We start from the raw sequence: 25,301 nt of genomic DNA on the forward strand, positions 1-25,301 counted from the left end.
GCCCGCCCCGCTGTTTTCTGGTCCCTGGCCCCTACCGGGGGTGGGGTAAAAACCCCCCCCCCCCCCCAACGCGACACCCCCCAACTGCCGGCGGTTCTACCCCACTCATTGCGTTACCCCCCGGCCGTTTTGCGTTCCCCGGTATCGGTCGGGTGGGTGCAGAGGCCGGGGAACGCCGGGGGTGGCGGTCCGTCAGATGCCGGAGGGAGGACCGGGCGGTCGGAGACCTACTGCGGACGCAGTACACAGCAGCCTGCATAGGGACGACGACGCAGGTGGGGGCGGTGACGAACGATGGAACACGCTGTGGGCGGACCGCGCCGGGAACCGGTGCGCGGCGCCGCCCGCGGCGTGTTCCGCGACCGTGCACCGACCCGAAGGAGGCCGCACCCCCGTGGCCACGTTCCTGTACTGCCTGGGCCGCTGGGCCTTCGACCGGCGCAAGCTGGTGACCCTGCTGTGGGTCGCCGTGCTCGCCGTCGGCGGAGTGCTCGCGGCCAAGGCGCCCGCCCCGCCCGCCGACGGCTTCTCGATACCCGGCACGGAGGCGCAGCAGGCCTTCGACCTGATGAACGAGCGCTTCCCCGGCGGCCACGCGGACGGCGCGCAGGCCCGGATCGTGTTCGTTGCCCCCGACGGGCAGAAGATCACCGCCGAGCCGAACCAGCAGATCGTGCTGAAGACGGTCGGCGAGCTGGCGCACGCCGCCGAGGTCACCGGCGCGGTCGACCCGTTCCAGGCGCACACCGTCTCCCAGGACGGCACCACCGCGTACGCCACCGTCAGCTACTCGGCCAAGGCCGGCGAGCTGTCCGGGGAGGCGACCGCCGCGCTGGAGCAGGCCGCGCAGCACGGCCGGGACGCCGGGCTGAAGGTCGAGATGGGCGGCACCGCGCTGGCCAGCCACGGCGAGGCGGGCGGCAGCAGCGAGGCGATCGGCATGGCGCTGTCCGCCGTCGTGCTGGTGATCACCTTCGGTTCGCTGGTCGCGGCGGGCCTGCCGCTGCTGACCGCCGTGGTCGGCGTCGGCCTCGGCATGGCGCTGATCACCGCGCTGGGCAGCACGCTCGGCCTGTCCTCCACCACCGGCACGCTGGCGATGATGCTCGGCCTGGCGGTCGGCATCGACTACGCGGTGTTCATCGTCTCCCGCTACCGGGCGGAGCTCGCCGAGGGCCGCGCCCCGCGCGAGGCCGCCGGGCGGGCCGTCGGCACGGCGGGCTCGGCCGTGGTGTTCGCCGGTCTGACCGTGGTGATCGCGCTGGCCGGCCTGTCCGTGGTCGGCATCCCGATCCTGTCCAAGATGGGCATGGCCGCCGCCGGAACGGTCGTCGTCGCCGTGCTGGTCGCGCTGACCCTGGTGCCCGCGCTGCTCGGCTTCATCGGCCGCAAGGTGCTGCCCCGCAAGGAACGCAAGGCCGCCGCGAACGGCGCCCGCCGGGCGGCCGGCGACAACGGCGGCGCCCGCTGGGCCCGGTTCGTGCTGCGCCGCCCGCTGCTGGTGCTGATCGGGGGCGTGATCGGCCTCGGCGTGATCGCCGCCCCGGCGCTGGACCTGCGCCTGGGCCTGCCCGGCGACGAGGCGAAGTCGACCTCGACCACCGAGCGCCGCGCCTACGACCTGCTGTCCCAGGGCTTCGGCCCGGGCTTCAACGGCCCGCTGACCGTCGTGGTCGACGCCAAGGGCACGCCCGACCCGAAGGCCGCCGCCGAGCAGGTCGCCAAGACCGTCTCCGGCCTGCCCGGAGTGGTCGCGGTCGCCCCGCCGATCTTCAACCCGGCCGGGGACACCGCCCTGGTCAACGCGGTCCCGGAGACCGGCCCGGCCGAGGCGAAGACCAAGGACCTGGTCCAGGCGATCCGCGACGACGCGGCCGGCCTGAAGTCCGCCACCGGCGCGACCGTGCTGGTCAGCGGCACCACCGCGATGAACATCGACGTGTCGCAGAAGCTCAGCGACGCGCTGGTGCCCTACCTCGCCGTGGTGGTCGGCCTGGCCGTCGTGCTGCTCCTGCTGGTGTTCCGCTCGGTGCTGGTCCCGGTGAAGGCCGCGGTCGGGTTCCTGCTCTCGGTGGCCGCCGCGCTCGGCGCCGTGGTCGCGGTGTTCCAGTGGGGCTGGCTGGCCGACCTGATCGGCGTCGACCAGACCGGGCCGGTGATGAGCATGATGCCGATCTTCATGGTCGGCGTGGTGTTCGGCCTGGCCATGGACTACGAGGTGTTCCTGGTCACCCGGATCCGCGAGGCGTACGTGCACGGCGAGAGCCCCTCCGAGGCGATCGTCACCGGTTTCCGGCACAACGCCCGGGTGGTCACCGCCGCCGCGCTGATCATGATCTCGGTGTTCGCCGGCTTCATCGGGATGAACGAACCGATGATCAAGATGATGGGCCTGGGCCTCGCCGCCGCCGTCGCGCTCGACGCCTTCGTGGTCCGGATGGCGCTCGTCCCGGCGGTGCTGGCGCTGCTCGGCCGCCGCGCCTGGTGGCTGCCGAAGAGCGTCGACAAGGTCCTGCCGGACATCGACGTCGAGGGCGCCAAGTTGCAGTCCGCAGCCGACGAGACGGCCGAGGACCGGCAGCCCGTGACCGTCTGACCTGCATCACCGCGTTCCGGGCCCGGACGGTGGTTCGGGCCCGGAACGTTACCGTTGCAGAGCGGGACCGCCCCACCCGGGCGGTCCCGCCGCCGCACACCCCCCACTTCGAGAACCAAGGCCCCGTGATGACCGACCTGTGGCAGCGCCTGCGCCGCGACCACCCCCGGCTGCTGGACGCCGCAGGCGGCACCGGGCTGCTGCTGGTCGTCGCCCAGGGCGTCAGCGCCGACCAGAACAACGGCCACTTCTTCCTGCCCGGCGCGGCCTCCGTCCTGATCGCCGCGGCCTCCACCGCCGCCGTCTTCCTGCACCGCCGCCACCCCCGGGCGGTGGTCGCCGCCACCCTGGCGTGCACCATGGCGCTGGGCGTGACCAGCGCCCGGCTCACCGTCGCCCTGGCCGCGCCGCTGCTGGCGGCGCTGTACCTGCTGGCCGTCCGCACCGACCGCTCCACCGCGCTGCGCGCCTCGGTCGCCAGCGCCGTCCTGCTTGCCGTGACCGCGCTGGCCTTCGGCCCGGACGGTCCGGTCGGCGAACGGCTGGGCGTCCTCGCCTGGGCGCTGCTGCCCGGCGCCCTCGGCGACTCGGTCCGCAACCGCCGCGCCCACCTGGCCGCGATCGAGCGGCGCGCCGAACGCGCCGAGCGCACCCGCGAGGAGGAGGCCCGCCGCCGGGTCGCCGACGAACGCATCCGGATCGCCCGCGACCTGCACGACGTGGTCGCCCACCACATCGCCCTCGCCAACGCCCAGGCCGGCATCGCCGTCCACCTGATGGACCGGCACCCCGACCGGGCCCGCGAGGTGCTCAGCCACCTCACCGACGCCACCGGCTCGGCCCTCCAGGAACTGCGCGCCACCGTCGGCCTGCTGCGCCGCGCCGAGGAGCCCGCCCCGCTGGAGCCCGCGCCCGGCCTCGACCGGCTGCCGGACCTGCTCACCGCCTTCGAACAGGCCGGGGTCCCGGTCCGGCTGACCGTCGCGGGCGAGCCCCGCCCGCTCTCCCCGGGCGTCGACCTGACGGCGTTCCGGATCGTGCAGGAGGCGCTGACCAACGTCGCCAAGCACGCCCGCGGCACCGACGCCGAGGTCACCCTCGCCTACACCGGCAGCCGGATCGCCCTGTCCGTCGCCAACGGCCGGGGGCTCGGACGGCCGGTGCCGGCCCCGCTCCGCCAGGACGGCCCCGGCGGCTTCGGCCTGATCGGCATGCGCGAGCGGGCGGGCGCGGTCGGCGGCCGGCTCACCGCGGACCGCCGCCCCGACGGCGGCTTCCTGGTCACCGCCGACCTGCCGCTGCGCACCGGCAGCCGCGACACCCCCGCCTTCGCCGACCCCGAGGAAAAGGACTCCCCCCGATGACCATCCGCGTCCTGCTCGCCGACGACCAGGCCCTGCTGCGCGGCGCCTTCCGGATGCTGATCGACGCCGAGGACGACATGGAGGTGGTCGGCGAGGCCTCCAACGGCCGCGAGGCGGTCGAGTGCGCCCGCGCCACCCGGCCCGACCTGGTGCTGATGGACATCCGGATGCCCGGCGGCGACGGTCTCGCCGCGACCGCGGAGATCTGCGGCAGCGAGGAGCTGTCCGGCACCCGGGTGCTGATCCTGACCACCTTCGAGATCGACGAGTACATCGCCCAGGCCCTGCGCGCGGGCGCCGACGGCTTCCTCGGCAAGGGCGCGGCGCCCGCGGAGCTCCTCGCCGCGATCCGCACCGTGGCGGTGGGCGACGCCCTGCTGTCGCCCGCCGCCACCCGCGCGATGATCGACCGGTTCCGCGCCCAGCCGGGCCCGGCCGCCGGGGCGCCGGCCGGCGCCGAGCGGCTGGCGGTGCTCACCGCCCGCGAGCGCGAGGTGATGGCGCTGACCGCGACCGGCCTGACCAACGAGGAGATCGCCGAGCGGATCTTCGTCAGCCCGTTCACCGTCCGCACCCACGTCCACCGGGCGATGGCCAAGCTGGACGTCCGCGACCGCGCCCAACTGGTCGCGCTCGCCTACCAGTGCGGCCTGGTCCCGCCGGGCCGCCCCGCCTGACGGCGTGGAGCCCGTGCGGGTGCGGGTGCACCGGCACGGGCCCCCCGGGGTGCGGGCTACTGGGGGCGGAAGGAGCGGATCTGGTAGCTGCCCTGGAGGTTGCCCGCGCCGCCGGAGGTGGTGGAGCCGACGCGGTGGTTGTAGTTGGTGCCGGTGTAGTACTGGACGCGGTGGTCGGTCCGGTTGGCGACCGAGCGCACGGGGTGGCCGTTGCGGATGAACGAACACATGTCCGCGGTGTTGGCGACCCGCGGGTACTGCCAGGACGCCCAGGAGCACTGGGTGCCGCCGCCGCCCCAGTCGCTGTAGATGCAGAAGTAGCCCGTGCGGCAGTGGTCGTACGACCGGACGGCGGCCGTGCGGGCGGTGCTCGCGGTGTCGGCGGCGGCGGCCGTCGGGGCGAAGCCGAGGGTGGTGGCGATGAGACCGGCCGCGAGGGCCGGTGCGACGCGTCGGAACATGGTGCGTGGCTCTTTTCCTGGACGACGGGCGGACGGGGAGGATGGCGCGCGGCCCTGCGGCCTGCGGTCGGTGACGCCCGGGCGACGGCGCGCTCGTTCGGTCGGCGGCGGCTCTTCGGACTCACAACCTGCGGTCGCACAAAGCGACTTGGGGAAATCCTAATGACATGACGGGGTGCGGCAAGGAGCGCGCGGCCCCGCTCGGCGGGCGGGCCGGAGCACACCGCAGCGCCCGTGGCCGTCGTCCGCCCCGAGGACGGAGGGCGTCACCCGGCGTAGCAGCGGGGGAGTGCGCCCGGTGGCGCGGAGGAGGGGGCGTAGCGTGGGCGGGCATGAGCATCGAGGAGTCCGGGATCACCGGCGAACTGATCACCCGTCTGCTGCGCGAACAGCACCCCGATCTGGCCGAACTCCCGGTCCGGTTCGGGGCGTTCGGGTGGGACAACCAGCTGTGGCGGCTCGGTGAGGACCTTGCCGTCCGGATGCCGTGGGCCACCGGCGACGCGGACGCACTGCTGCGCAAGGAGCACGCGTGGCTGCCCGCACTGGCGGCGGACCTGCCGCTGCCCGTGCCGGTGCCGCAGCGGCTCGGCGAGCCCAGCGCGGCGTTCCCCCGGCCCTGGCTGGTCACCACCTGGGTGCCGGGCGAACCGGCCGACCGCGCCCCCGTCACGGACGGTGCGGCCGCCGCCGACGCCCTGGCCGGGTTCCTGACGGCCCTTCACCGGCCCGCCCCCGCCGAGGCCCCGGCCGGACGCGGGCGCGGCGGCCCGCTCGCCGAGCACGACCGGTCGTTCGAGCAGGGCCTCGCCGAGACCACCCGCCTCGGCCTGATCACCGACCCGGACGGCATCCGCGCCCTCTGGCGCGACGCCCTCGCCGCACCTGCCTGGACCGGCCCGCGCAGCTGGCTGCACGGCGACCTGCACCCCGCCAACCTCCTGACCGCAGACGGAAGTTACAGCGGCGTCGTGGACTTCGGCGACCTCTGCGCCGGCGACCCCGCCTGCGACCTCGCCGCCGCGTGGACACTGCTCCCCGCCGACGCCCGGGACCGCTTCCACCACGCCTACCGCCCCGCCGCCGACCCCGCCACCCGCCGCCGCGCCCGCGGCTGGGCCGTCCTGCGCGCGTTCGGCGGCCTCCTCATCGGCGAGGCCGGCCGCGCGGGCCGCCCGGGCGGCAAGCCCAGCTGGCTGCCGCCCGCGCAGGCCGCGATCCAACGGCTGCTCGACGCGGCGTGACACGGCGGGCCCCCGGCAGACACCCCCGGCGCGGCGCTCAAAATCCTTTTCGCCCAAGGGTGTTGAGGCGGTAGAAAGGCCGGGTTTGCGGATCCGACGGCGAAGGAGGGGGAGCGTGGCGCTTCCGGAGGGATGGACGGTGCGGGCGGCGGAACGCGGGGATGCCGAGGCCGTGTGCGCGTTGCTCAACCAGGTGGACGAGATCGAGGTGGGGCGGGCGTTCACCGATCTCGCGGAGGTCGAGGAGGACCTCGGGCACCCGTCGATGGACCTGGCGCGGGACTCGTGGCTGCTGAACGACGCGGACGGGCGGCTGATCGGGTACGGCGTCGTGCGTGACCGTTCGGCGGGGGAGCGGATCGACCTCGACCAGTACATGCTGCCGGGCCACACCGAGGCGGGGCTGCACCTGTTCGAGCTGATGGAGGCCCGGGGCGCGGAGCACGCGCGGGCCAACGGGGCCGACCGGGCCGTGCTGCACCTGATGCTGAGCGCCCGACCCACGTTCGACACCGTCGCGTTGGCCGGTCGCGGCTGGCGGCAGGTGCGCCGTCACCACGCGCTCACCCGGGAGGTCGACCCGAAGGCGGACCCGTTCCCGGACGCCCCGGCGGGGGTGCGGGTGCGGGCGTGCAGCACCGAGGACGACCGGCGCACCGTGCACCGGCTGATCCACGAGACCTTCGTCGGCCACTACGACTTCCAGCCGCGCAGCTACGAGAAGTGGTGCGCGGACACCGGTGCGGACAGCGCCGACTGGTCGCTGGTGTGGATAGCCGAGCTCGACGGGCTCGGCGACGTGGCCGTGCTGCGCACCCGGGACGACCGGTCGGACGCGGCGTGGGCCTCGCACATCGGGGTGAGCGAGGCGGTGCGCGGCAGGGGCCTGGGTGGCTTCCTGCTGCGGTACTTCTTCGCGGTGTACGCCGAGCGCGGCCGCACCCGGGTCGGTCTGGGGGTGGACACCGAGAACGCGACCGGCGCGCCCGCGCTGTACCGCGACCACGGGATGGTGCTCGACTTCGCCGTCGACAGCTGGGAGTTGATCGTCCCGGTCGGGTGAGCCGCCGGTCCGCCCGCGACCGGAGCGGGGTGGAATCCGGTCGCGGGCAGGGGGCCGTCAGCCGTTGGCGAGGGCCTGGACGCGGTCCAGGGCGCCGTTGAACCAGTTCTGGTCGCCGGGCAGGGTGCCGGAGTCGGCGTACTGCCAGATGGTCTGGTACGACCAGCCGGCCGGCAGGGTGCCGACGGAGGAGGCGTAGCGGGCGATCCAGAGCGGGTTGGTGGCGCCGAAGGAGCTGTTGTTGCCGGTGCAGGTGGTCCACCAGTCGGTGGTGGTGTAGATCACCGGGTAGCGGCCGGTCTTGGTGTGGACGGTGTTGGAGAAGTCCCGGATCCAGCTGACCATGCCGGCCTGGCTCAGGCCGTAGCAGGTGGCGCCGTAGGGGTTGTACTCGATGTCCAGGGCGGGCGGCAGGGTCTTGCCGTCCTTGGACCAGCCGCCGCCGTGGGCGACGAAGTACGCGGCCTGGGTGGCGCCGGAGGAGGCGTTCGGCAGCGCGAAGTGGTAGGCGCCGCGGATCATGCCGGCGTTGTAGGAGCCGTTGTACTGCTGGGCGAACGAGGGGTTGGTGTAGGTGGTGCCCTCGGTGGCCTTGACGTAGGCGAAGCGGCCGCCGTTGGCGTAGGCGGTGCTCCAGGCGACGCTGCCCTGCCAGTTGGAGACGTCCATGCCCTTGGTCTGGGTGGCGGCCAGTGCGGCGATGCCGTTCGGGGCGGCGTCGCCGCGGCCCTCGTGGGCGACGACGGTGGAGCCCGCGTGGTCGAGCTCGGGGTGGAAGTTGGCGGGGGTGCTCGGCTTGGCGGCCTGGGCCGGTGCGGCGGCGGCGACCGCGCCGACCAGCAGGGCGGCGGACGCGACCGCGGTGGCGGCGCGGCGGAACGTGCGGCTGGTGCCGGAAGCGGGCATGACGAGTCCTCAGTGGGGTGAAGGGCGGCGGCCGGTATTCGGTCGCCGCGGAGAACATATAGTCATGGACCCGTCAGTCAACAGAGTGTTGAAACAACACATCGTCAGAAGGTATGTAGAGCGAACAAACATAGGTGTGACTACCGAACACCTGGGGTTCCACCGGATGTTGACGCACCGACAGGGACGGGCTCGTGCTGGCGTCGCCGACCACCCGGCGGTAGCGTGTCAACGCGCGTCCCACTGCCGGGATGCGCCGACGTATCCGCACCGATGCGTCGGCGGGCCCGGCCGACCGGTCGGCGGACACACAACTGGGGGAGCGGTGGCGGATTCACGCCTGCTCGCGGTAAGCGACCTCCACGTCGGCGTCAGCGAGAACCGGCCCGTCCTCGACGCGCTGCGACCGACCGGCCCGGACGACTGGCTGATTGTCGCCGGTGACGTCGCCGAACAGGTCGACGTCGTCGCGGACACCCTGGGCCTGCTCGCGGAGCGCTTCGCCAAGGTGGTCTGGACGCCCGGCAACCACGAACTGTGGACCACCACCCAGGACCAGGAGCCCGTCGACGCGCCCGAACGCTACCGGCAACTGGTGGAACGCTGCCGGGCGATCGGCGTCGCCACCCCCGAGGACCCGTTCCCGGTGTGGTCCGGCCCGGACGGCCGCTTCGCCGTCGCGCCCGTGTTCACGCTCTACGACTACAGCTTCCGGGTGCCGGGCGTGCGCACCAAGGCCGAGTCGCTGGCCCGCGCCCGCGAGAACGGCGTGGTGTGCACCGACGAGTTCCGGATCAGCCCCGCGCCCTACGCGGGTGTCGACGACTGGTGCCGGGAGCGCGTCGAGACCACCGAGAAAGCGCTTTCCGCACACGATCCGGACCTGCCACTGGTCCTCGTCAGCCACTGGCCGCTGGACCGCCGCCCCACCGACGTCCTGCACTACCCCGACTTCGCGCAGTGGTGCGGCACCGAACTCACCGCCGACTGGCACCGCCGCTTCAACGTCGCCGCCGTCGTCTACGGCCACCTGCACATCCCGCGCACCACCTGGTACGAGGACGTCCGCTTCGAAGAGGTCTCGCTCGGCTACCCCCGCGAGTGGCGCCGCCGCGGCCACCCGCGCGGACTGCTCCGGCAGATCCTCCCCTACCCGGGCCCGCCCGAGCAGCCCGTCCCGGCAGCCGAGCCCGCGCCCTGACCGGGCCGACGGTCGAGCCCGCGCCCTGAGCGGGCCGGCGGTCGGGAGGGGCCGTTGTGGCACGATGGCCGTTCGAGCACCCGAAGGAGCGCACCGCATGACCGCCGAGCCCACCGCCTCCCGCCTCGCCGACGCCGGCCCCGACGCCGGCCCGGCCTTCCGTGCCGCGCGGCCGCAGGACGTGCCGGCCGTGGTCGCGCTGGTCGAGTCCGCGTACCGGGGCGACGCCAGCCGGGCCGGCTGGACCACCGAGGCGGACCTGCTGGACGGGCGGCGCACCGACGAGGCCGCCGTCGCCGAACTCCTCGGCCGCGCCGAGTCGGTGGTGCTGCTGGCCGAGCAGGACGGCCGCCTGCTGGCCTGCTGCCACGTCGAACGGCGCGGCGCCACCGGCTACTTCGGCATGTTCTCGGTCTCCCCGGCCGCCCAGGGCGGCGGCCTCGGCCGGCAGGTGCTGGCCCGCGCCGAGGAGTGGGCCCGCGCCGAGTGGGGCGTCGCCGCGATGGAGATGACCGTCATCGAGCAGCGCGCCGACCTGATCGCCTGGTACGAGCGCCGCGGCTACACCCGCACCGGCGTGTACGAGCCGTTCCCGTACGGCGACGAGCGGTTCGGCATCCCGCTCCGCGCCGACCTGCGCTTCGAGAAGCTGGTCAAGTCGCTGTAGCGGCAGGGGAGTTCAGCTGTCGGCGGGAAGCTCGCCGACAGTGCCGCCGTGCCGCGCCCACTCCAGGTACCGGCCGGACTCCCGGGTCAGGCCGACCAGGAACCACAGCAGCAGGCCGGTGTCGTCGCTCCAGCCGATCACCGGGATGAAGTCCGGCAGTACGTCGATCGGGCTGACCAGGTACACCGCGACCGCGAACGCCAGCACCAGCAGCTTGCCGGGCCCCACCCCCGGGTAGCGGCGCAGCAGCACGTCCCGCAGCAGGCGGGGCAGCGCCCCCACCCGGGCCGACAGTCCGGGCGCGCCGGGCCGCCGGGTCTCCCGGTACAGGCCCCACGCCGAGCGCGTCACCGCCAGGCCGTCCAGCCCGCGCATCCGCGCCGCCGCCGCACCCTTCGACGCCTTGCCCTTGCCCACGCGGTCCTCCCGACGAACCCTCCGATGTGCCTTCCACGGTACGGGACCGCCCGCGGTTCACCGGAGGCCGTGACGCTCCCGGTACACCCGCCGCCGAACGGTGACACCTGCGACGGCACCGGCGGTGCGAGCGTGCGCGGCGGCGGGGCGCGGCCGAAGCTGGCGGCATGACGACCACCAGCAACACCACCACCAGCAACGGGACGGGCGCGGCCGGCGAGCCCCTGGTGCGGGTCGCGGAGTTCCGCACCGACAGCCGCTACCGCCTCGTCCACTTCAAGGACGAGGGCTGGAAGCCGCTCGCCCCCGAGGAGTTCGAACCCGAGGTGAAGCACCACTTCCCCGACCTCGACCCGCACGACCCGGTCCGGGTGCACTGGGACGACCGGCCCTGGCAGTGGCCGACCTGGCACCCCGGCGAAGCCTGAGCCCGCCTTCGAGCCCCGGAACCCGCCCGGCAGCACGCCCGGGCGGGTTCCGGCGCGTCTCAGCGGGTCTTGGCCAGCAGGTCGAGGATCTCCTCGGTGGTGCCGGTCTCGCCCAGGCGCGGGAAGATCCGCTGCACGCTGTTGCGGTGCGCCTCCGGGTCCATGTCGGTCATCGCGTCCACGGCCGTCGTCACGTGGTAGCCGTGCTCGTACGCGGCGCGGGCGGTGGACTCCACGCCGATGCTGGTCGCGATGCCCGTCAGCACGAGCTGCGTCACCCCGCGGCGGCGCAGCTGCACGTCCAGGTCGGTGCCGTGGAACGCGCCCCAGTTGTGCTTGGTCACCACCACGTCGGTGGCCGGGTCGTGCAGCTCCGGCGTCAGGGTGTCCCAGCCCTCCGGCATGGCCCTGCCGGGGCGCGGCTGCTCGGTGCGGCCGGGCAGTAGGTCCGCGCCGTCGGCGGCGAACGACACCCGCACCAGCACCACCGGGAGCCGTGCGGCGCGGAACGCCTCGGCGAGGCGGACGTTGCGCTCCAGCACCTCGCGCATCGGGTGCGGGTCGCCGGGCACGGCGATGATGGCCTGCTGGAGGTCGATGACCACCAGGGCGGTGGTCGGGTCGAGCGCGGTGACGGACACGCGAGTGCCTTTCGTCGTAACGGGGGCAGCCGGAACGGGCCCGGACTGTCCAGTCTCACTGCGCAGGTTACCTGTACAGTTTCGCCGCCCGCAGGCGGTACCGGACAATCCGGGCCCGTTCCGGGCCGCGGGCCGTCAGCCGCCCAACTGCGCCTCGATCGCCGCCACCAGCTCCGGCGACTCCGGCTCGGTCCGCGGCCGGAACCGCCCGACCACCTCGCCGTCCGCGCCGACCAGGAACTTCTCGAAATTCCACTGGACGTCGCCCGCCTCGCCCGAGGCGTCCGCGACCTCCGTCAGCCGCGCATAGACCGGATGCCGCCCCGCCCCGTTCACCTCGACCTTCTCGAACAGCGGGAACGACACGCCGTACGTGGTCGAGCAGAACTCCTGGATCTCCTCCGCCGACCCCGGCTCCTGTCCCGCGAACTGGTTGCACGGGAACCCGAGCACCGTGAACCCGCGCTCCCCGTACACCTCCTGCAACCGCTCCAGACCCGAATACTGCGGCGTCAGACCGCACTTCGACGCCACATTCACCAGCAGCAGCACCTTGCCCCGGTGCTCCGCCAGCGACGACGGCTCACCCGCCAGCGTCCGGATCGGAAGCTCGAACAGCGACTCCATCTGCCCCACCTGCCCTCTGTACGCCGGACCCCGGACACCCCGGGAGACCGGACGGGAACACCAACGCCCCCGAACCTACCCCGCCCGCACCCCCGACCGGGGGACCCGGGATCGTGCGGCCCCCCGCCCCGGGACCGACGGCCCCGACCGGGACCCGGGATCATGCTGCCCCCCGCCCCGGGACCGACGGCCCTGGCCGGACCGCCCGCCGAGAGGTGCACTGGAAAGGACAGCCGCAGCCCGAGCGGAGGAGACGCCCATGGCACCGCACACCGCACCCGGCGAGCAGGGCGGCGCCCGACAACTGCTGGGCGGCGGCGGCATCGAACCCGTCCTGCTCGGCGCGGTCGCCGTCGCCACCCTCGTCGGCCTGATCGCCTGGGCCGCCGGCGCCCACGGCGTCGCCGACCAGTGCTGGATCGTCGCCACCGCCGTCGCCGTCGCCCCCGCCCTGATGTGGGTCGCCCAGGCCCTGCGCCGCGGCCGCGCCGGCGTCGACCTGATCGCCGTCCTCGCCCTCGTCGGCACCCTCGCCACCGGCGAATACCTGGCCGGCGCACTGATCGCCCTGATGCTCTCCGGCGGACGCTGGCTCGACGCCGCCGCCGAACGTCGCGCCACCCGCGACCTGCGCGAACTGCTCCGCCACGCCCCCCGCACCGCCCGCCGCCGCACCGGCGACACCACCGAGACCGTCCCGCTCGCCGACATCCGGATCGGCGACCGCCTGGTCGTCGGCCCCGGCGAGACCGTCCCCGTCGACGGACGCATCACCGGCCACCGCGCCGTCCTCGACGAATCCGTCCTCACCGGCGAATCCGCCCAGGTCACCCGCCGGATCGGCGACCCCGCCCGGAGCGGCGCCGTCAACGCCGGCAGCGCCTTCGACCTGCGCGCCACCGCCACCGAGGAACACTCCACCTACGCCGAGATCGTCCGCCTCACCCAGCAGGCCGGCGCCGAACGCGCCCCCGTCATCCGCCTCGCCGACCGCTACGCCGCCTGGTTCCTGCCCGTCGCCCTCGCCGCCGCCGCACTCGCCTGGCTGCTCAGCGGCGACGCCGTCCGCGCCGTCGCCGTCCTGGTCGTCGCCACCCCCTGCCCGCTGCTGCTCGCCGCACCCGTCGCCATCGTCTCCGGCATCTCCCGCGCCGCCCGCAGAGGCGTCGTGGTCCGCGACGGCGCCGCCCTGGAGACCCTCGGCCGGGCCCGCACCGTCTGCCTCGACAAGACCGGCACCCTCACCACCGGACGCCCCCACGCCTTCGACATCGCCACCGCCCCCGGCCACACCCCCGCCGAGGTCCTCGCGCTCGCCGCCGCCGTCGACCAGTACTCGCCGCACGTCCTCGCCGAGGCCATCACCGCCGCCGCGGCCGAACGCGACCTCACCCTGCCACCCGTCCACGACGTCTCCGAACAACCCGGCACCGGCGCCGTCGCCACCCTCGCCGACGGCAGCACCGCCACCGTCGGCCAACGCGACACCACCGACCTCCCCGCATGGGCGCGCGCCGCCGACAACCGGGCCGCGCTCGACGGCGCCGCCCTCGCCTGGGTCGCCGTCGACGACCGCCCCATCGGCGCCGTCCTGCTCCGCGACCCCGTCCGGCACGACGCCCCCCGCACCGTCCGCCGCCTGCGCGCCGCCGGCGTCACCCGACTGCTCATGATCACCGGCGACCGGCCCGAACCCGCCCGCGAGATCGCCGCCGTGGTCGGCCTCGACGACGTCCGAGCCCGGCAGTCGCCCGCCGACAAGGTCGCCGCCGTCCGCGCCGAACGCGCCCGCGCCGTCACCGTCATGGTCGGCGACGGCGTCAACGACGCCCCCGCGCTCGCCGCCGCCGACGTCGGCGTCGCCATGGGCGCACGCGGCGCCAGCGCCTCCTCCGAAGCCGCCGACATCGTCCTCACCACCGACCGCGTCGACCGCCTCGCCGACGCCGCCCAGATCGCCACCCGCTCCCGCCGGATCGCCGTCCAGTCCGCACTCGGCGGCATGCTGCTCTCCCTCGTCGCCATGGGCTTCGCCGCCTTCGGCCTGCTGCCGCCGGCCGCCGGCGCCCTGCTCCAGGAACTCATCGACGTCGCCGTCATCCTCAACGCCCTGCGCGCGCTGCGCCCCGGCCGCGGCATCGGGCCCGAAATCGACGCCTCCACCGAGGAGTTGGTGCAGCGCTTCGCCGCCGAGCGCGACGACCTGCGGGACGTCCTGGAAGCCGTCCGGGAGGCCGCCGACCGGCTCACCTCGTCCTCCTCCGCAGAAGCGCTCGTCGCTGTCCGGCACGTCGACCGGCTGCTCACCACCCGACTGCTGCCGCACGAGGAGGCCGAGGAACGCGAGCTCTACCCCGCCCTCGCCGACGCCCTCGGCGGCCCCGAGACCACCGCCACCATGAGCCGCGCCCACACCGAGATCCACCGGCTCGCCCACCGCATCACCACCCACCTCGCGCACGCCGAGACGGCCGGCGCGCTCGCCCCCGAACAGCACGACGACCTGCGGGCCTGCCTCTACGGCCTGCACTCCGTGCTGCGGCTGCACTTCGCGCAGGAGGAGGAGAACTACTTCTCGCTGAGCGCGGCCTGAGACAGATCGTCTTCTTGTCACTCCGCCACGCCCGGGCATCCGCCGGACGGCGGACGGTCCCGGGGCGGTGGGCGGACGGATGGTGCGATGAGGCTCCTCGGCCCTGCTCCCGGAACGGACGGCGATGACCAGCTACAACGACCTGCGAGCGGTCTTCGTCAACTGCACGCTCAAGCGTTCCCCCGAACGAAGCCACACCCAGGGCCTGATCGACCTCAGCGCAGGCATCCTCCACCGCCAGGGCGTCCAGGTCGAACAGATCCGTGCCGTCGACCACGACATCGCCACCGGCGTCTGGCCCGACATGACCGAACACGGCTGGGACACCGACGAATGGCCCGTCCTCTACTCCCAGATCATGAACGCCGACATCCTCACCCTCGCCGGACCGGTCTGGCTCGGCGACAACTCCTCCGTCATGAAACAGGTGATCGAGCGGCTGTACGCCTGCTCGTCGATCCTCAACTCCCATGGCCAGTACGCGTTCTACGGCCGGGTCGGCGGTTGCCTGATCACCGGCAACGAGGACGGCGCCAAGCACTGCGCGATGAACATCCTGTACAGCCTCCAGCACCTGGGGTTCGTCATCCCGCCCCAGGCCGACGCCGGCTGGGTGGGGGAAGCCGGGCCCGGGCCGTCGTACCTCGACCCCGGCTCGGGCGGGCTGGAGAACGACTTCACCAACCGGAACACGACGTTCATGACCTGGAACCAGCTGCACCTGGCGCGGATGCTGAAGGACGCGGGCGGCATCCCGGCCCACGGCAACCAGCGCTCCGAGTGGGACGCCGGCTGCCGGTTCGACTTCGAGAACCCCGAGCACCGCTGAGCGCCAGAGGTTGCGGGCCACGGCCGCGGTGCGGGCCTTCGCATCCGCCTCGAACCCCGCTGCGGCGGCGACCAGCGGCGGTCGGCCGCCGGCGGCGCGTGGCATCCGGGTGGCTCCTGTGGCAGCAGCCGCCCCGGCGAAGGGCTTTGCGGTTACGGTTCCCGGGGCAGTGTCCAGGCCGGGGAGTCGGCGGGCGGCGGCGGGACGATCTGCCAGGTGCTGCGGTCGGGGTTGTCCTCCCAGTACGGCACCGACGTGCCGTCGTTCTTGCCGTTGTCGTAGTAGAGGCCGTACGCCCAGTAGTCGGCGTCCTCGTGGCACATCAGGTCGGGGTAGGGACCGAACTTCCGATGCCCCCAGGCGCGGTTCACCCTGGCCACAGCCTCGGCCCGCGTGATGCCGAAGGACTGCAGGACGTCGGCGATCTGGGAGAAGAACTCCAGCATCTCCTCGTCCGCCTCCATGAGGAACTCGCTCATCGTCGGTGCCTTCCTATGTAGCCGTTGGACAGCAGGTCGACGCCCGGCTGCTGGTAGAACGCTATCTGATGGCCTCTCAGTCGCATTGGCACGGTGTTGTCCTGTTGCCAGGGGCGGAGGTTCATCAGCATTTTGCCCTCGACGTTGTCGTAGTCGTGCATCTGCCTGCCGTAGCGGTCGTTGCGGTGGTGGGCGATGAAGTCGGCCAGCTCCTGGTCGTTGTTGAACCGCTTCCCGTTCAGCGCCTCCAGTTCGGAGCGCGATACCTGGAAGTGCATGACGGCCGGGCCACCGTGGGTCGGGTATCGCTCGTCCTGGGTATTGGCCCAGTCGTGGGCCTGTTTGGGGTCGGTGGTCAGATAGAAGCCGCCGTGGCCGAAGTCCATCGGGCGGGGGCTGTGCTGAGGGTTGATGCCGTTCTGCTCGACACCGGTGGCACCCTTGTGGGTGGTGCCGTGGTACAGGTCGATCAGGTCCGGGTCGAGGCCGAGCGGGTCCGAGATCCGGCGCGGGTCGTGCACATAGCCGTACGGGTTCGGGCCGCCGGCGAGGCCGATCGGGTCGGAGCTGAGGTAGTGGGCGGTCGCCGGGTCGTAGTACCGGAAGACGTTGTAGTGCAGGCCGGTCTCGGCGTCGTGGTACTGCCCGGGGAAGCGCAGCGGGCAGTCGACGCTCTCGATCGCGCCGGGCAGCGGGCGGCCCCACAGCGTGGTGCGCTGCTGCCAGGCCACGGTGCCGTGCTCGTCGACCAGTTCGGTCGGGGCGCCGACCAGGTCGGTGACGATGGCGTGGAAGCGGCGGTCGATCTCGTGCTGCGGGGCGTCCGCTGCGGGCAGCAGCCAGTCGGTCTGGGTGAGCGGGCGCTGCCCGGTGAGGGTCCACTCCCAGGCGGTGACCTGCTGCCCGGGCCGGTCGGCGAGGGTCCGGACCTGTTCGACCAGCCGTTCGTTGGCCCAGGTGAACAGCGTCTCGTCGAGCACGGTGGCCCGGTCGGCGGCCAGCAGCTGTTTCGCCCGCCGCCGACCGAAGGCGTCGTAGCGGTACCGGGCGAGCGAGCCGTCGGGGAGGGCGACCGAGGTGAGCTGGTCGTGCGAGTCCCAGGTGTACTGCCAGGTGAGTTCGCCGCCGGAGAGCAGCCGGCGGGTGCGGCGCACCAAGCGGCCCTGGGCGTCGTACTCGTACGAGGTGCGCCCGGCCTGCCTCGGCCGGCCGTTGGCCACCGTGAGCTCGCCGGAATCGTTGCCTGCGCCCGGCAGTTGGAGGCCGATCAGCTCGCCGGCCGGGTCGTAGAGGTAGCCCTCGCGCCAGTTTGCGCCGGTCAGCTCGGTGACCCGGTGGTGGCCGTCGAAGCCGGTGGTCCGGGCGCCGAGCAGGTGGTCGGTGGTCTCGGCGAGCGCTCCGTCGGGGCGGAAGGCGTAGCTCTGACCGCTCACCAACCGGCCGTCCGCGCCGACCTGTTGGCCGGTGAGCCGGTCCATGGTGTCGTAGCGGCGGTCGAACACCACCCTGCCGAACTCGCGCCGCACTTCCCGCCCGGTCCGGTCGTAGTGGAAACGCAGGCCCCCGCCCGTGCCGGTCAGCGTCTCGGGCAGTCCGATCGGTGTGTACGTCCAGTGCGACTCGGCGCCGCCAGGGGTGCGCAAGCCGGTGCGGCGGCCGAGCAGGTCGTACGAGAAGGTGGTGACCCGGCCCTCGCACTCCTCGGCGATCAGCCGCCCGGTCGGGTCGTAGTGGCGGCTCAGTCCGGTGGTCCCGTCGCCGACGGTCAGTACCCGGCCCGCGCCGTCGTAGGTGTACCGGGTGACCCGGCTGTCGGCGTGCATTTCGACCGTGCGGTCCTGGGCATCGCGGACGTACGCGACGCGCTGCCCGGCGGCGTTGATGCGGGCGGTCAGGACGCCGGTCAGGTCCCGCTCGTAGCGGACGGTGCGGCCGGCGAAGTCGGTCTCCTCGATCACGCCGCCGGTGGGGTCGTGCCGGTACGTCCAGCGGTCGCCGACCGGGTTGGTGACGGCGGTGAGCCGCAACTGGCCGTCGTACTCGAAAGTCCAGCGGTCGCCGCCGGGGCCGGTGCGGGCGGTGAGCTTGCCGAACGGCCCGTACTCGGCGCGGGTGACGCCGCCGCCCGGGTCGCGGTATGCGATCACCCGGCCCTGCGCGTCGTGGGTCCACTCGTGCCGGCCGCCGTCCGGGTCCTGCCGCCAGGCCGGGCGGCCCTCCAGGGTCCAGCCGAAGGAGGTGGTGTTCCCGAGCGCGTCGGTGACGGTGTTGAGCCGCCCGAATGCGTCGCGGGTGCTGTGGCTGGCAGCCCCGGTGGAGTCGGTCAGCGAGGTGGTCAGGCCGGCCGCGTCGAAGGTCACCCGGCTGGTGTTGCCGAGCGCGTCGGTCACCGCGACGGGCCGGCCGCGCTCGTCGAAGGAGTACGCGGTCCGGGCGCCCATCGGGTCGACGGTGGCAACGGTGTTGCCTTGCTCGTCGTACTCGTAGCGCCACCGGGCGCCGTCCAGCGCGGTCAACTCGGTGACCTGGTGCCGCTCGTTGTAGCTCGCGCTACTGGTGGTGCCGTCGGGCAGGGTGGAGACCGCGAGGTTGCCGGCCTCGTCGTAGCTGAAGCCGGTGGTGCGGCCGAGCGGGTCGGTGCGCGACAGCAGGCTGCCGTACCGGTCCCACTGGAACGTGGCGACCGCGCCGTGCGGGGAGGTCTCGCGTTCGAGTCGGCCCGCCTCGTCGAACTGGTAGACGGTCCGGTTGCCGACCGCGTCGGTCATCGTGGTGACGCGCTGCTCGTCGTCGTAGCTGAACACCGCGTCCAGGTAGCCGCCGTCGCCGCGGGTCTGCACGCAGCGCCCGGCCCGGTCGTAGACGTACCGGTAGCGGTAGCCGACCCGGTCGGTCCAGCCGGTGAGCCGACCGGAGCCGTCGTAGGTGAGGCTCATGGCGAGCCGGGAGGAGTCGGTGACGGTCGCCAGTCGGCCGTTGCCGTCGTAGCCGTACCGGACCAGTTCGACCGGCTCGCCCGCGACCCCTTCGCGGGGCAGCAGGGCAAGCGCGGTGATCCGAGGGCCCTCGGTGGTCACACCGATCCGGTAGCCGCCGCTGTGCCGCACCTCGACCGGGACACCGCCGCTGCCGTACACCACTTCCACCCGGTGCCCGTTGCGGTCGGTGAGGGCGCGCAGCGGCAGTTGCAGGGTGCCGGCCGCCCGGGCGTGCGGGCCCGGGCCGCCCGCGGGCTCGGCGAAGTGCCGGGTCAGTCCGCTGTGCGGGTCGGTGATCCGTATCTCGCCACCTGGGGCGCTGTCCCAGTGCAGCGGCCAGCGCGGCCCCTCGACCGGCAGGACGGCGCCGCCCGGCTCGGGCACCGGGTAGCTCAGCAGCATGCCGTCCTCGGCGGCGAACAGCACGCCCTCTCCGTCGAGTTCGATCCGCTGGTCCAGCGTGGACGCCCAACTCGGGCCGTACCAGCCGCCGAGCCGGTAGCTGGACAGGTGGGTGCGGGAAATTACGAGCGGCAGCGCGGCGTCGAGGCCGACGTCGGTCTGCGGGAACAGCACGTCGCCCGTAGCGATGTCCACCGGGTCGCTTTTGGCCGGACGGGTCGTCAGGGGCTTGCCCTGCACCTTGGGCTTGGTGTTGTTGAGCCGCATGGGCGGAGGCCCGGGCCTCGGCCCGGGCTTGGGCGGACCCGGCTTGGGCGGACCCGGCTTGGGTGCGTTGGTACCGTTGCCGCCGCCCAGGACGGAGGCGTAGCTCGGCCTGCCGCCGCCCGGGCCCTTCGGGGTCGTCTTCCCGCCCGCGATGCTGCTCAGAGTCCGGGTCAGTTCCTGCTCGTGGGTGCGGTGGTTGGCGCTCGTCTTCTTCAGGCCGGTGCCGACGTCGTTCAGGTGCTTGCCGAGCGTCCGCTGTCCCTTGGTGATGCTTTCGATCAGCTGCTCGACGCCCGTTTCCGCGGCGCGCGCCAAGCCGCCGCGGCCCTTGGTGCGGCCGAAGTGGTGCCGGGCCCGCCCGAGATGGGTGTCGCCGGAGGAGAGGAGCTTGGAGGACCCGGCCTTGAAATGCTCGGCGAGCTTCTCCGTCTCCTCGTGGTTGTGCTGGAAACCGTCGCTCATGCCATCGCCCCCGTACCGCGGTTGATACCGACCTGTCCCAGCGAGTCGTCCACGCCGTCCTTGAAGCCCTGCTGACCCGCCCGGCCGACCTGGCCGAGGTCGACGCCGTCGCCGATGCCGAGAGCCTCCTCGCCGAGCTGCAGCACCAGTTCGCCCGCCATGCTGCCGAGCGCGCTGACGATCGGCCCGGTGGCCACCGACATCAGCTGGTCGATGATCTGCCTCTCGGCCTCCTTGAGTAGTCGGCGGACAATCATCCGGGTGGCCTGCGTGGCGCCGATCGCGCCCGCCTCGGAGAGGCCGAAGGTGAACGGTGCCGCGGCCTGAGCAGCGATCACCTCGGTGGCCAGGACGACCAGTTGGACGATGGCTGCGACCTTCGCCCCGGTGATCACCACCGCGACACCGTCCAGCACCGTTCCCACCAGCCTGCATCCCTCGGCGAGTTGGTGGATGTGCGTGCCGTTGACCTTGCCCCAGTGCGCCTGGAAGGCGTCCACCGCGGCGCCCGCGTTCTCCCCGGCCATCTGCTCGACAGCCTGCTGCAGGTCTGTCCTGTGATCGTCTATTTCGCTCGCGAACTGCCGTATGGCATCGGCCATTTCGCGGTAGTCGTCCTCATCGACGTTCGGCCAGTCGATCCCGATCAGATCAAGGACCCACGCCAGCTCGTCGGGCAGTACGACGCCCATCGACACCCCCAATGTCGGTAGAACTTCCGCTGACCATATCGGTCCGGGCCTTGAGACGGACATGCCGCCGCAACGGTTCCAGATTCGCGCAGCACTGAGCGCGCCCGCCCCGGTCCGGCTCAGGTGCCGGGGTCGAGGTCCAGCATCATGTCGAGCGACCGGGAGCCGTCCGGCTCGGTGAACGAGCCGATCGGGCGGAAGCCGTTCTTCTCGTAGTAGCGGACGGCGCGGAGGTTGTCGGCGCGGACGCCGCCCCACAGGATGATCCTCGTCCTGCCGAGGAGTCGTGCGGTCTCCGCGACGAGTGGCAAGGCCAGCGTCCCGAGGCCCCGGCCCTGGTGGTCGTCGGCCAGGGTGGGGCCGAACCGGCAGTCGGTGGACTCGTCGAGGCGGATGCCCGCGCTCCGGTAGCGCGCGATGTCGGACGGGACCAGGGCGAGGCTGAATTCGAGCAGGCCGACGATCAGGCCGGACGACCCGTCCTCCAGGACCAGCCTGAGCTTGTCGTAGCGGGCGATCGCGTCGCACAGTTCACGGGCGTGGGCGAGGTCGTAGCCGTCGAACGTGCTGAACCGCCTCGACGCGGGGGACAGCGCCGCGAGGAAGTCGGCCAGGTGCCCGCTGTCGGCGTGTGTCAGGGGGCGGAGGACGACCACCGAGCCGTCCTCGGCGTTCAGGCGGCGCGTCAGGCGGAGCGGCTTCTCGGCGATGTCGGTCAGAGAGAGCACGTCAACGGTCCATCCGTGCAGCAGTTTTGGCGGGGTGGAACGATCGGCCTCCGGGACTCGACGCGGGCGGCACGGCCTCCGCCTCCGTCCGGCCGGCTGCGTGCCCGTCCGGCCGGGTGGTGTCGGAGGTCGGACGGGCGGGGGTGCGGGTGGCGGGTCAGGCCGGGTTGGGCGGTTCGGTCGCGCGGGGCCGGCGGAGGAGCTGGACCGCTCCCGCCGCTGCGGCCGCAACGGCGAGCGGGACGAGGCAGAAGCCGGTGAACCAGGCCGCCAGGCCCTCCTTGTCGGGGTCGGTCACGGCCGCGACCGCGAGGTGCGCCAGCCAGGGCAGGGTGGCCAGGACGACTCCGACCGCCCGGAGTGTGTCGGGCCGTTGGCCGGACAGGCGCCGCATCAGCACCACGGCCGCCACCGTGCACAGCCAGATCGGGAGCAGGCCGATGGTCGCCACCGTCACGCCGCCGACGACCACCGCGCCGAGCCGGTTCGCCGCGATCATCGGCAGTGCGACGCCCAGCGCGATGCCGGCGATCTCCCACCGCCCCCGCGAGGTGACGTTCACCAGGTCGGACGGCGCGAGGAGGAGCAGCAGGCCGACGACGGCCAGGCCCGCCATCTGACCGATCTGCCACACCGCGTACGTCCCCTCCCACCACTGGAGGGCGACGGTGAGGAACGCGGCGAACGCGCCGGCGGCCCGGGCGAGCCGCCACCGGCCCGCGACGGCGAACACCAGGGCGAGCAGCCACGGCAACTGGTCGGCCAGCAGCATGACCGCGCTCACCAGGGCGTAGACGAAGCCGAGGCCGGGGTACGGGTGGCGGACCCGGTTCGCCGCCTCGTGCAGATACGGCAGGAGGTAGAACATACAGCGGCCGACGCCGAGGGCGAGAGCGACGGGCGCCGCGCCCGCGAGCACCCGGCCGGCCGGGTCGGTGGGGCCGATGCGCAGCCGCAGCCGCAGGGCGTGCGTGGCGAGGTCGAGGCGCTCGCGGAGCATCGCGCGGCTGCCCATGCCCTCGGTGGTCTCGGTGAAGACGGTGGCGATGTCCTCGCCGTGGGCGGCCCGGTAGCGGGCCGGATAGAGGTTCATGAGCAGGCGGCCGGTGCGCGGGACGTCGCGGGTGGTCATGCGGTGGCTCCGTTCGGGCGCAGGCGGGCGACGGCGAGTCGGCGATCGGCCTCGGCGACGGCCAGGCGGAGGCGGTCGGTCTCCTCGGCCAGCAGGTTCTGGCCCTGGGGCGTGAGGCTGTAGGTGCGGCGCAGCCGCCCGCCGACCACCTCCTCGCTCTCGATCCCGACCAGCCCCTGGTGCAGCAGCCGGTCGAGCGCCGTGTACAACGTCCCGGTGCTGAGCCGGGTGCGGCCACCGGAGACGGCCAGCACCTCCTGAATGATCGCGTACCCGTGCCGAGGCGCATCGGCCAGCACGGTGAGCACGAGCCGGGTCGGCTCGCGGAGTTGATGGTCGGTCATGGGCCGAGCATAGGTCCAGTATCGCCATATGTCGATAGGCTACCCATTGGCTCGGTCGAGGTCCTGGCGGCCGGTCGAGGGAGGCGGCGACGGTTGCGAACTCCGGCGTCTGGCCAGGTGCTTGTGCATCCGCGCGCACATCGTCCGGTGCCGCCCAGGCGTTCGTAAGAGGGTGCGGGCGCGTCAGGGGGGTGGGCCTGCCGGGGCGAGGAGGGTGTGCAGGGGGCGGTTGTGGTGGCGCAGCCAGGCGCGGTAGGCGGGGTTGGTGCTGGCCAGGTCGAGGTAGGCGTGGCAGAGGTCGACCCAGAGGCCGTCGAGGGCGGGGCCGCCGACGGTGTCGGGGCGCCAGGTGAGCAGGAGGCGGACGGCGAGCGGGTCGCCGTGGACGGGGCGCAGGGCGGTGCCGGGGCCGGGTGGGGAGGTGGGTTGGCAGGGGCGGACGGCTTCGCCGGAGGCGACGAGTTCGGCGGCGGTGGCGTTGTCGCGGACCTGGACGACGCGCGGGTCGAGTCCGGCTTCGGCGAAGACCCGGCGCAGTGCCGCGTATTCGTGGTCGGCGGTCGGGTCGACCATCCAGGTGTCGTGGGCGAGGTCGGCGAGGGTGACGACGGGCCGGCCGGCGGCGGGGTGGGTCTCGGCGAGGGCGACGAACTGGGGTTCGCGGGCGACCAGCACCCGCTGCTCGGTGCCGGTCGGCACCTGGAGCGGAAATCCCTCGCTCTCGTGGACGAAGGCGATGTCGAGCTGTTCGGCGGCGACCAGGTGGATCAGGGCGATCGCCGAGATGTCGATGTGGATGGTGGTGTCGGTCTCCGGGAGCCGGTCGTGGATGCGGCGCAGCCAGGCGGCGACCGCGCGGCTGCCGACGCTGCCGATCCGCAGTCGGCGGCGGCCGGGTCCGGCGGCCTCGGCGCGGGCGGCGGCGAGGAGGGCGTCCATCCCGGTGATCACGGGGCGGGCGCGGGAGAGCACCGAGTGGCCGAGGGCGGTGGGGCGGCTGCCGGTCTGTTCGCGGGTGAACAGCCGTCCGCCGACGGTCCGTTCGATGCGGTGCAGCTGGGTGGTCAGCGACGGCTGGGTCATCCCGAGTCGACGGGCGGCCTTTCGGACGCTGCCGGTGTCCGCGATGGCGCACAGCACCCGCAGGTGTCGGACGTCGAGCTCCATCACGGGAGCATAGCCAGGACGCCCATTCTTCGCCAAGGGCATGTCAAGAACTGTCGACGGTCCGTCAGATCAAGGGTCGCGCACGGGTATTGCCCCGAGCTATCGCCGGTTGCCATCTCCGCACCCGGCCCGCCCTGCCCCAAGCTCGGTGCAACAACTCGTCACCGCGTCCCGGACGGCCTCCCCTCGGTCCCGGGACCCGCGAATGGAGTCCCCACATGAACCGCTCCATGACTGTGCTCGCCGCTGCCCTCGGGCTGGTCCTCGCGGCCGGCACCGCCGCCGTGCCCGCCGCCGCAGCCACCACCCAGGGCTACACCCCGTCCGCGGGCATCGCCGCCAACTCCTCCGAGGACGCCAACAACAAGGCGTTCTTCGAGGCCGTGATGAAGTCGGCCCGCGCCAAGCAGGCCGCCAACCCCTACCTGCTGGCCGTCACCGTCACGTACGACGCCAGCCAGGCGCCGAGCTTCCGCACCGTCATATCCCAGAGCGCGTCCATCTGGAACTCCTCGGTCGGCAACGTCCAGCTCCGCTCCGGCACCAACGCCGACTTCCGCTACTACGAGGGCAACGACTCGCGGGGCTCGTACGCCTCCACCGACGGCCACGGCCGCGGCTACATCTTCCTCGACTACGCGCAGAACCAGCAGTACAGCTCGGTGCGCGTCACCGCCCACGAGACCGGCCACGTGCTCGGCCTGCCCGACCACTACTCCGGCCCGTGCAGCGAGCTGATGTCCGGCGGCGGCCCCGGCACCTCGTGCACCAACCCGTACCCGAACGCCACCGAGCGGAGCCGGGTCAACAGCCTCTGGCAGTTTGGCCTCGCCAACGCCGGCTGACATCGAGCACCCCCAGCCCGTTCGGGGGGCGCAGGCAGGCCGCACCGCAGGACCCCCGCCGACTTCCGGTCGGCGGGGGTCGGCGGGGTGC

At 73.3% G+C, this 25,301-nt stretch carries 22 protein-coding genes and 1 pseudogene; 11 read left to right on the top strand and 12 right to left on the bottom strand.

Going from position 1 to position 25,301, the window contains the following annotated elements; genetic code table 11:
* Positions 1–394: 394 nt before the first annotated feature.
* The 3 genes from ACFV4P_RS01690 to ACFV4P_RS01700 all read left to right on the top strand — a co-directional run bounded on the left by ACFV4P_RS01690 (position 395) and on the right by ACFV4P_RS01700 (position 4,637).
* Positions 395–2,596: an MMPL family transporter gene (locus tag ACFV4P_RS01690; protein WP_380466158.1), complete on the top strand. Its 2,202-nt coding sequence runs from the start codon at positions 395–397 to the stop codon at positions 2,594–2,596.
* A 128-nt stretch (positions 2,597–2,724) separates the two neighbouring features.
* Positions 2,725–3,960 carry a sensor histidine kinase gene (locus tag ACFV4P_RS01695; RefSeq protein WP_380466160.1) on the top strand — a complete coding sequence of 412 codons (1,236 nt, stop codon included), beginning with the start codon at positions 2,725–2,727 and terminating at the stop codon, positions 3,958–3,960.
* Positions 3,957–4,637, top strand: a complete 681-nt coding sequence (locus tag ACFV4P_RS01700; protein WP_380466162.1) for a response regulator — start codon at positions 3,957–3,959, stop codon at positions 4,635–4,637. Before ACFV4P_RS01695 ends, ACFV4P_RS01700 begins: the two co-directional genes overlap by 4 nt.
* Before the next feature lie 56 nt (positions 4,638–4,693).
* Here ACFV4P_RS01700 and ACFV4P_RS01705 read toward each other — a convergent pair whose 3' ends face one another.
* Complete coding sequence (locus ACFV4P_RS01705; RefSeq protein WP_073809766.1) at positions 4,694–5,098, bottom strand: peptidase inhibitor family I36 protein; 405 nt, start codon at positions 5,096–5,098, stop codon at positions 4,694–4,696.
* Positions 5,099–5,430: 332 nt separating this feature from the next.
* On the opposite strand from ACFV4P_RS01705, the gene ACFV4P_RS01710 reads away from it, so the two are divergent.
* The gene (locus tag ACFV4P_RS01710; protein WP_380466165.1) at positions 5,431–6,342 is read left to right on the top strand and encodes an aminoglycoside phosphotransferase family protein; all 912 of its coding nucleotides are present in this window, start codon (positions 5,431–5,433) and stop codon (positions 6,340–6,342) included.
* A 115-nt stretch (positions 6,343–6,457) separates the two neighbouring features.
* Positions 6,458–7,405 (top strand): GNAT family N-acetyltransferase, encoded by a 948-nt coding sequence (locus tag ACFV4P_RS01715; protein WP_380466167.1) that lies wholly within the window; start codon positions 6,458–6,460, stop codon positions 7,403–7,405.
* A gap of 57 nt (positions 7,406–7,462) precedes the next feature.
* Here ACFV4P_RS01715 and ACFV4P_RS01720 read toward each other — a convergent pair whose 3' ends face one another.
* Positions 7,463–8,311 carry a lysozyme gene (locus tag ACFV4P_RS01720; RefSeq protein ID WP_380466169.1) on the bottom strand — a complete coding sequence of 283 codons (849 nt, stop codon included), beginning with the start codon at positions 8,309–8,311 and terminating at the stop codon, positions 7,463–7,465.
* A gap of 325 nt (positions 8,312–8,636) precedes the next feature.
* Between ACFV4P_RS01720 and ACFV4P_RS01725 the strand changes: the two genes are divergently transcribed.
* Positions 8,637–9,512, top strand: a complete 876-nt coding sequence (locus ACFV4P_RS01725) for a metallophosphoesterase family protein (protein WP_380466171.1) — start codon at positions 8,637–8,639, stop codon at positions 9,510–9,512.
* Positions 9,513–9,609: 97 nt separating this feature from the next.
* Positions 9,610–10,179, top strand: coding sequence for a GNAT family N-acetyltransferase (locus ACFV4P_RS01730; RefSeq protein ID WP_380466173.1), 570 nt, complete (start codon positions 9,610–9,612; stop codon positions 10,177–10,179).
* Positions 10,180–10,287: 108 nt separating this feature from the next.
* Here ACFV4P_RS01730 and ACFV4P_RS01735 read toward each other — a convergent pair.
* A pseudogene (locus tag ACFV4P_RS01735) lies at positions 10,288–10,386 on the bottom strand (YkvA family protein); the annotation flags it as partial.
* A gap of 377 nt (positions 10,387–10,763) precedes the next feature.
* Here ACFV4P_RS01735 and ACFV4P_RS01740 point away from each other — a divergent pair.
* A complete protein-coding gene (locus tag ACFV4P_RS01740; protein ID WP_380466175.1) occupies positions 10,764–11,024 on the top strand; it encodes a hypothetical protein in 261 nt (86 codons plus the stop codon).
* Positions 11,025–11,083: 59 nt separating this feature from the next.
* Here the strand turns inward: ACFV4P_RS01740 and ACFV4P_RS01745 are convergent, their stop codons facing one another.
* Both ACFV4P_RS01745 and ACFV4P_RS01750 read right to left on the bottom strand, forming a co-directional pair.
* The gene (locus ACFV4P_RS01745) at positions 11,084–11,665 is read right to left on the bottom strand and encodes a hydrolase (protein ID WP_380466177.1); all 582 of its coding nucleotides are present in this window, start codon (positions 11,663–11,665) and stop codon (positions 11,084–11,086) included.
* Between the two features lie 135 nt (positions 11,666–11,800).
* Positions 11,801–12,292 carry a glutathione peroxidase gene (locus tag ACFV4P_RS01750; RefSeq protein ID WP_380466179.1) on the bottom strand — a complete coding sequence of 164 codons (492 nt, stop codon included), beginning with the start codon at positions 12,290–12,292 and terminating at the stop codon, positions 11,801–11,803.
* A gap of 259 nt (positions 12,293–12,551) precedes the next feature.
* Between ACFV4P_RS01750 and ACFV4P_RS01755 the strand changes: the two genes are divergently transcribed.
* On the top strand, positions 12,552–14,885 hold the full coding sequence (locus tag ACFV4P_RS01755; RefSeq protein ID WP_380466181.1) for a heavy metal translocating P-type ATPase: 2,334 nt from the start codon (positions 12,552–12,554) through the stop codon (positions 14,883–14,885).
* Between the two features lie 124 nt (positions 14,886–15,009).
* Positions 15,010–15,714 (top strand): flavodoxin family protein, encoded by a 705-nt coding sequence (locus ACFV4P_RS01760; protein ID WP_380466183.1) that lies wholly within the window; start codon positions 15,010–15,012, stop codon positions 15,712–15,714.
* Positions 15,715–15,866: 152 nt separating this feature from the next.
* Here ACFV4P_RS01760 and ACFV4P_RS01765 read toward each other — a convergent pair whose 3' ends face one another.
* From ACFV4P_RS01765 to ACFV4P_RS01795, 7 genes are all read right to left on the bottom strand, one after another.
* Complete coding sequence (locus tag ACFV4P_RS01765) at positions 15,867–16,193, bottom strand: hypothetical protein (protein WP_380466185.1); 327 nt, start codon at positions 16,191–16,193, stop codon at positions 15,867–15,869.
* Positions 16,190–20,302 carry an RHS repeat-associated core domain-containing protein gene (locus tag ACFV4P_RS01770; RefSeq protein ID WP_380466186.1) on the bottom strand — a complete coding sequence of 1,371 codons (4,113 nt, stop codon included), beginning with the start codon at positions 20,300–20,302 and terminating at the stop codon, positions 16,190–16,192. The genes ACFV4P_RS01765 and ACFV4P_RS01770 overlap by 4 nt, the downstream gene beginning before the upstream one ends.
* A complete protein-coding gene (locus ACFV4P_RS01775; RefSeq protein ID WP_380466188.1) occupies positions 20,299–20,994 on the bottom strand; it encodes a WXG100 family type VII secretion target in 696 nt (231 codons plus the stop codon). Before ACFV4P_RS01775 ends, ACFV4P_RS01770 begins: the two co-directional genes overlap by 4 nt.
* A gap of 119 nt (positions 20,995–21,113) precedes the next feature.
* Positions 21,114–21,722, bottom strand: coding sequence for a GNAT family N-acetyltransferase (locus ACFV4P_RS01780; protein WP_380466190.1), 609 nt, complete (start codon positions 21,720–21,722; stop codon positions 21,114–21,116).
* A gap of 157 nt (positions 21,723–21,879) precedes the next feature.
* A complete protein-coding gene (locus ACFV4P_RS01785) occupies positions 21,880–22,854 on the bottom strand; it encodes a hypothetical protein (RefSeq protein WP_380466192.1) in 975 nt (324 codons plus the stop codon).
* Positions 22,851–23,198: a PadR family transcriptional regulator gene (locus tag ACFV4P_RS01790; RefSeq protein ID WP_380466194.1), complete on the bottom strand. Its 348-nt coding sequence runs from the start codon at positions 23,196–23,198 to the stop codon at positions 22,851–22,853. The genes ACFV4P_RS01785 and ACFV4P_RS01790 overlap by 4 nt, the downstream gene beginning before the upstream one ends.
* Positions 23,199–23,381: 183 nt before the next feature.
* Positions 23,382–24,365, bottom strand: a complete 984-nt coding sequence (locus ACFV4P_RS01795; protein WP_380466196.1) for a LysR family transcriptional regulator — start codon at positions 24,363–24,365, stop codon at positions 23,382–23,384.
* Positions 24,366–24,583: 218 nt separating this feature from the next.
* Here ACFV4P_RS01795 and snpA point away from each other — a divergent pair, with 218 nt between their 5' ends.
* Positions 24,584–25,210 carry a snapalysin gene (snpA, locus tag ACFV4P_RS01800; protein ID WP_380466198.1) on the top strand — a complete coding sequence of 209 codons (627 nt, stop codon included), beginning with the start codon at positions 24,584–24,586 and terminating at the stop codon, positions 25,208–25,210.
* Positions 25,211–25,301 lie beyond the last annotated feature (91 nt).

Origin of the sequence: Kitasatospora sp. NPDC059795, from assembly GCF_042732175.1 — a bacterium.
Classification (GTDB): Bacteria; Actinomycetota; Actinomycetes; order Streptomycetales; family Streptomycetaceae; genus Kitasatospora.

Coding starts and splice junctions, on each gene's coding strand:
- ACFV4P_RS01790 (WP_380466194.1), bottom strand. CDS start 23,198: ATGACCGACCATCAACTCCGCGAGCCGACCCGGCTCGTGCTCACCGTG.
- ACFV4P_RS01710 (WP_380466165.1), top strand. CDS start 5,431: ATGAGCATCGAGGAGTCCGGGATCACCGGCGAACTGATCACCCGTCTG.
- ACFV4P_RS01760 (WP_380466183.1), top strand. CDS start 15,010: ATGACCAGCTACAACGACCTGCGAGCGGTCTTCGTCAACTGCACGCTC.
- ACFV4P_RS01750 (WP_380466179.1), bottom strand. CDS start 12,292: ATGGAGTCGCTGTTCGAGCTTCCGATCCGGACGCTGGCGGGTGAGCCG.
- ACFV4P_RS01785 (WP_380466192.1), bottom strand. CDS start 22,854: ATGACCACCCGCGACGTCCCGCGCACCGGCCGCCTGCTCATGAACCTC.
- ACFV4P_RS01775 (WP_380466188.1), bottom strand. CDS start 20,994: ATGGGCGTCGTACTGCCCGACGAGCTGGCGTGGGTCCTTGATCTGATC.
- ACFV4P_RS01695 (WP_380466160.1), top strand. CDS start 2,725: ATGACCGACCTGTGGCAGCGCCTGCGCCGCGACCACCCCCGGCTGCTG.
- ACFV4P_RS01720 (WP_380466169.1), bottom strand. CDS start 8,311: ATGCCCGCTTCCGGCACCAGCCGCACGTTCCGCCGCGCCGCCACCGCG.
- ACFV4P_RS01705 (WP_073809766.1), bottom strand. CDS start 5,098: ATGTTCCGACGCGTCGCACCGGCCCTCGCGGCCGGTCTCATCGCCACC.
- ACFV4P_RS01795 (WP_380466196.1), bottom strand. CDS start 24,365: ATGGAGCTCGACGTCCGACACCTGCGGGTGCTGTGCGCCATCGCGGAC.
- ACFV4P_RS01770 (WP_380466186.1), bottom strand. CDS start 20,302: ATGAGCGACGGTTTCCAGCACAACCACGAGGAGACGGAGAAGCTCGCC.
- ACFV4P_RS01765 (WP_380466185.1), bottom strand. CDS start 16,193: ATGAGCGAGTTCCTCATGGAGGCGGACGAGGAGATGCTGGAGTTCTTC.
- snpA (WP_380466198.1), top strand. CDS start 24,584: ATGAACCGCTCCATGACTGTGCTCGCCGCTGCCCTCGGGCTGGTCCTC.
- ACFV4P_RS01730 (WP_380466173.1), top strand. CDS start 9,610: ATGACCGCCGAGCCCACCGCCTCCCGCCTCGCCGACGCCGGCCCCGAC.
- ACFV4P_RS01700 (WP_380466162.1), top strand. CDS start 3,957: ATGACCATCCGCGTCCTGCTCGCCGACGACCAGGCCCTGCTGCGCGGC.
- ACFV4P_RS01740 (WP_380466175.1), top strand. CDS start 10,764: ATGACGACCACCAGCAACACCACCACCAGCAACGGGACGGGCGCGGCC.
- ACFV4P_RS01755 (WP_380466181.1), top strand. CDS start 12,552: ATGGCACCGCACACCGCACCCGGCGAGCAGGGCGGCGCCCGACAACTG.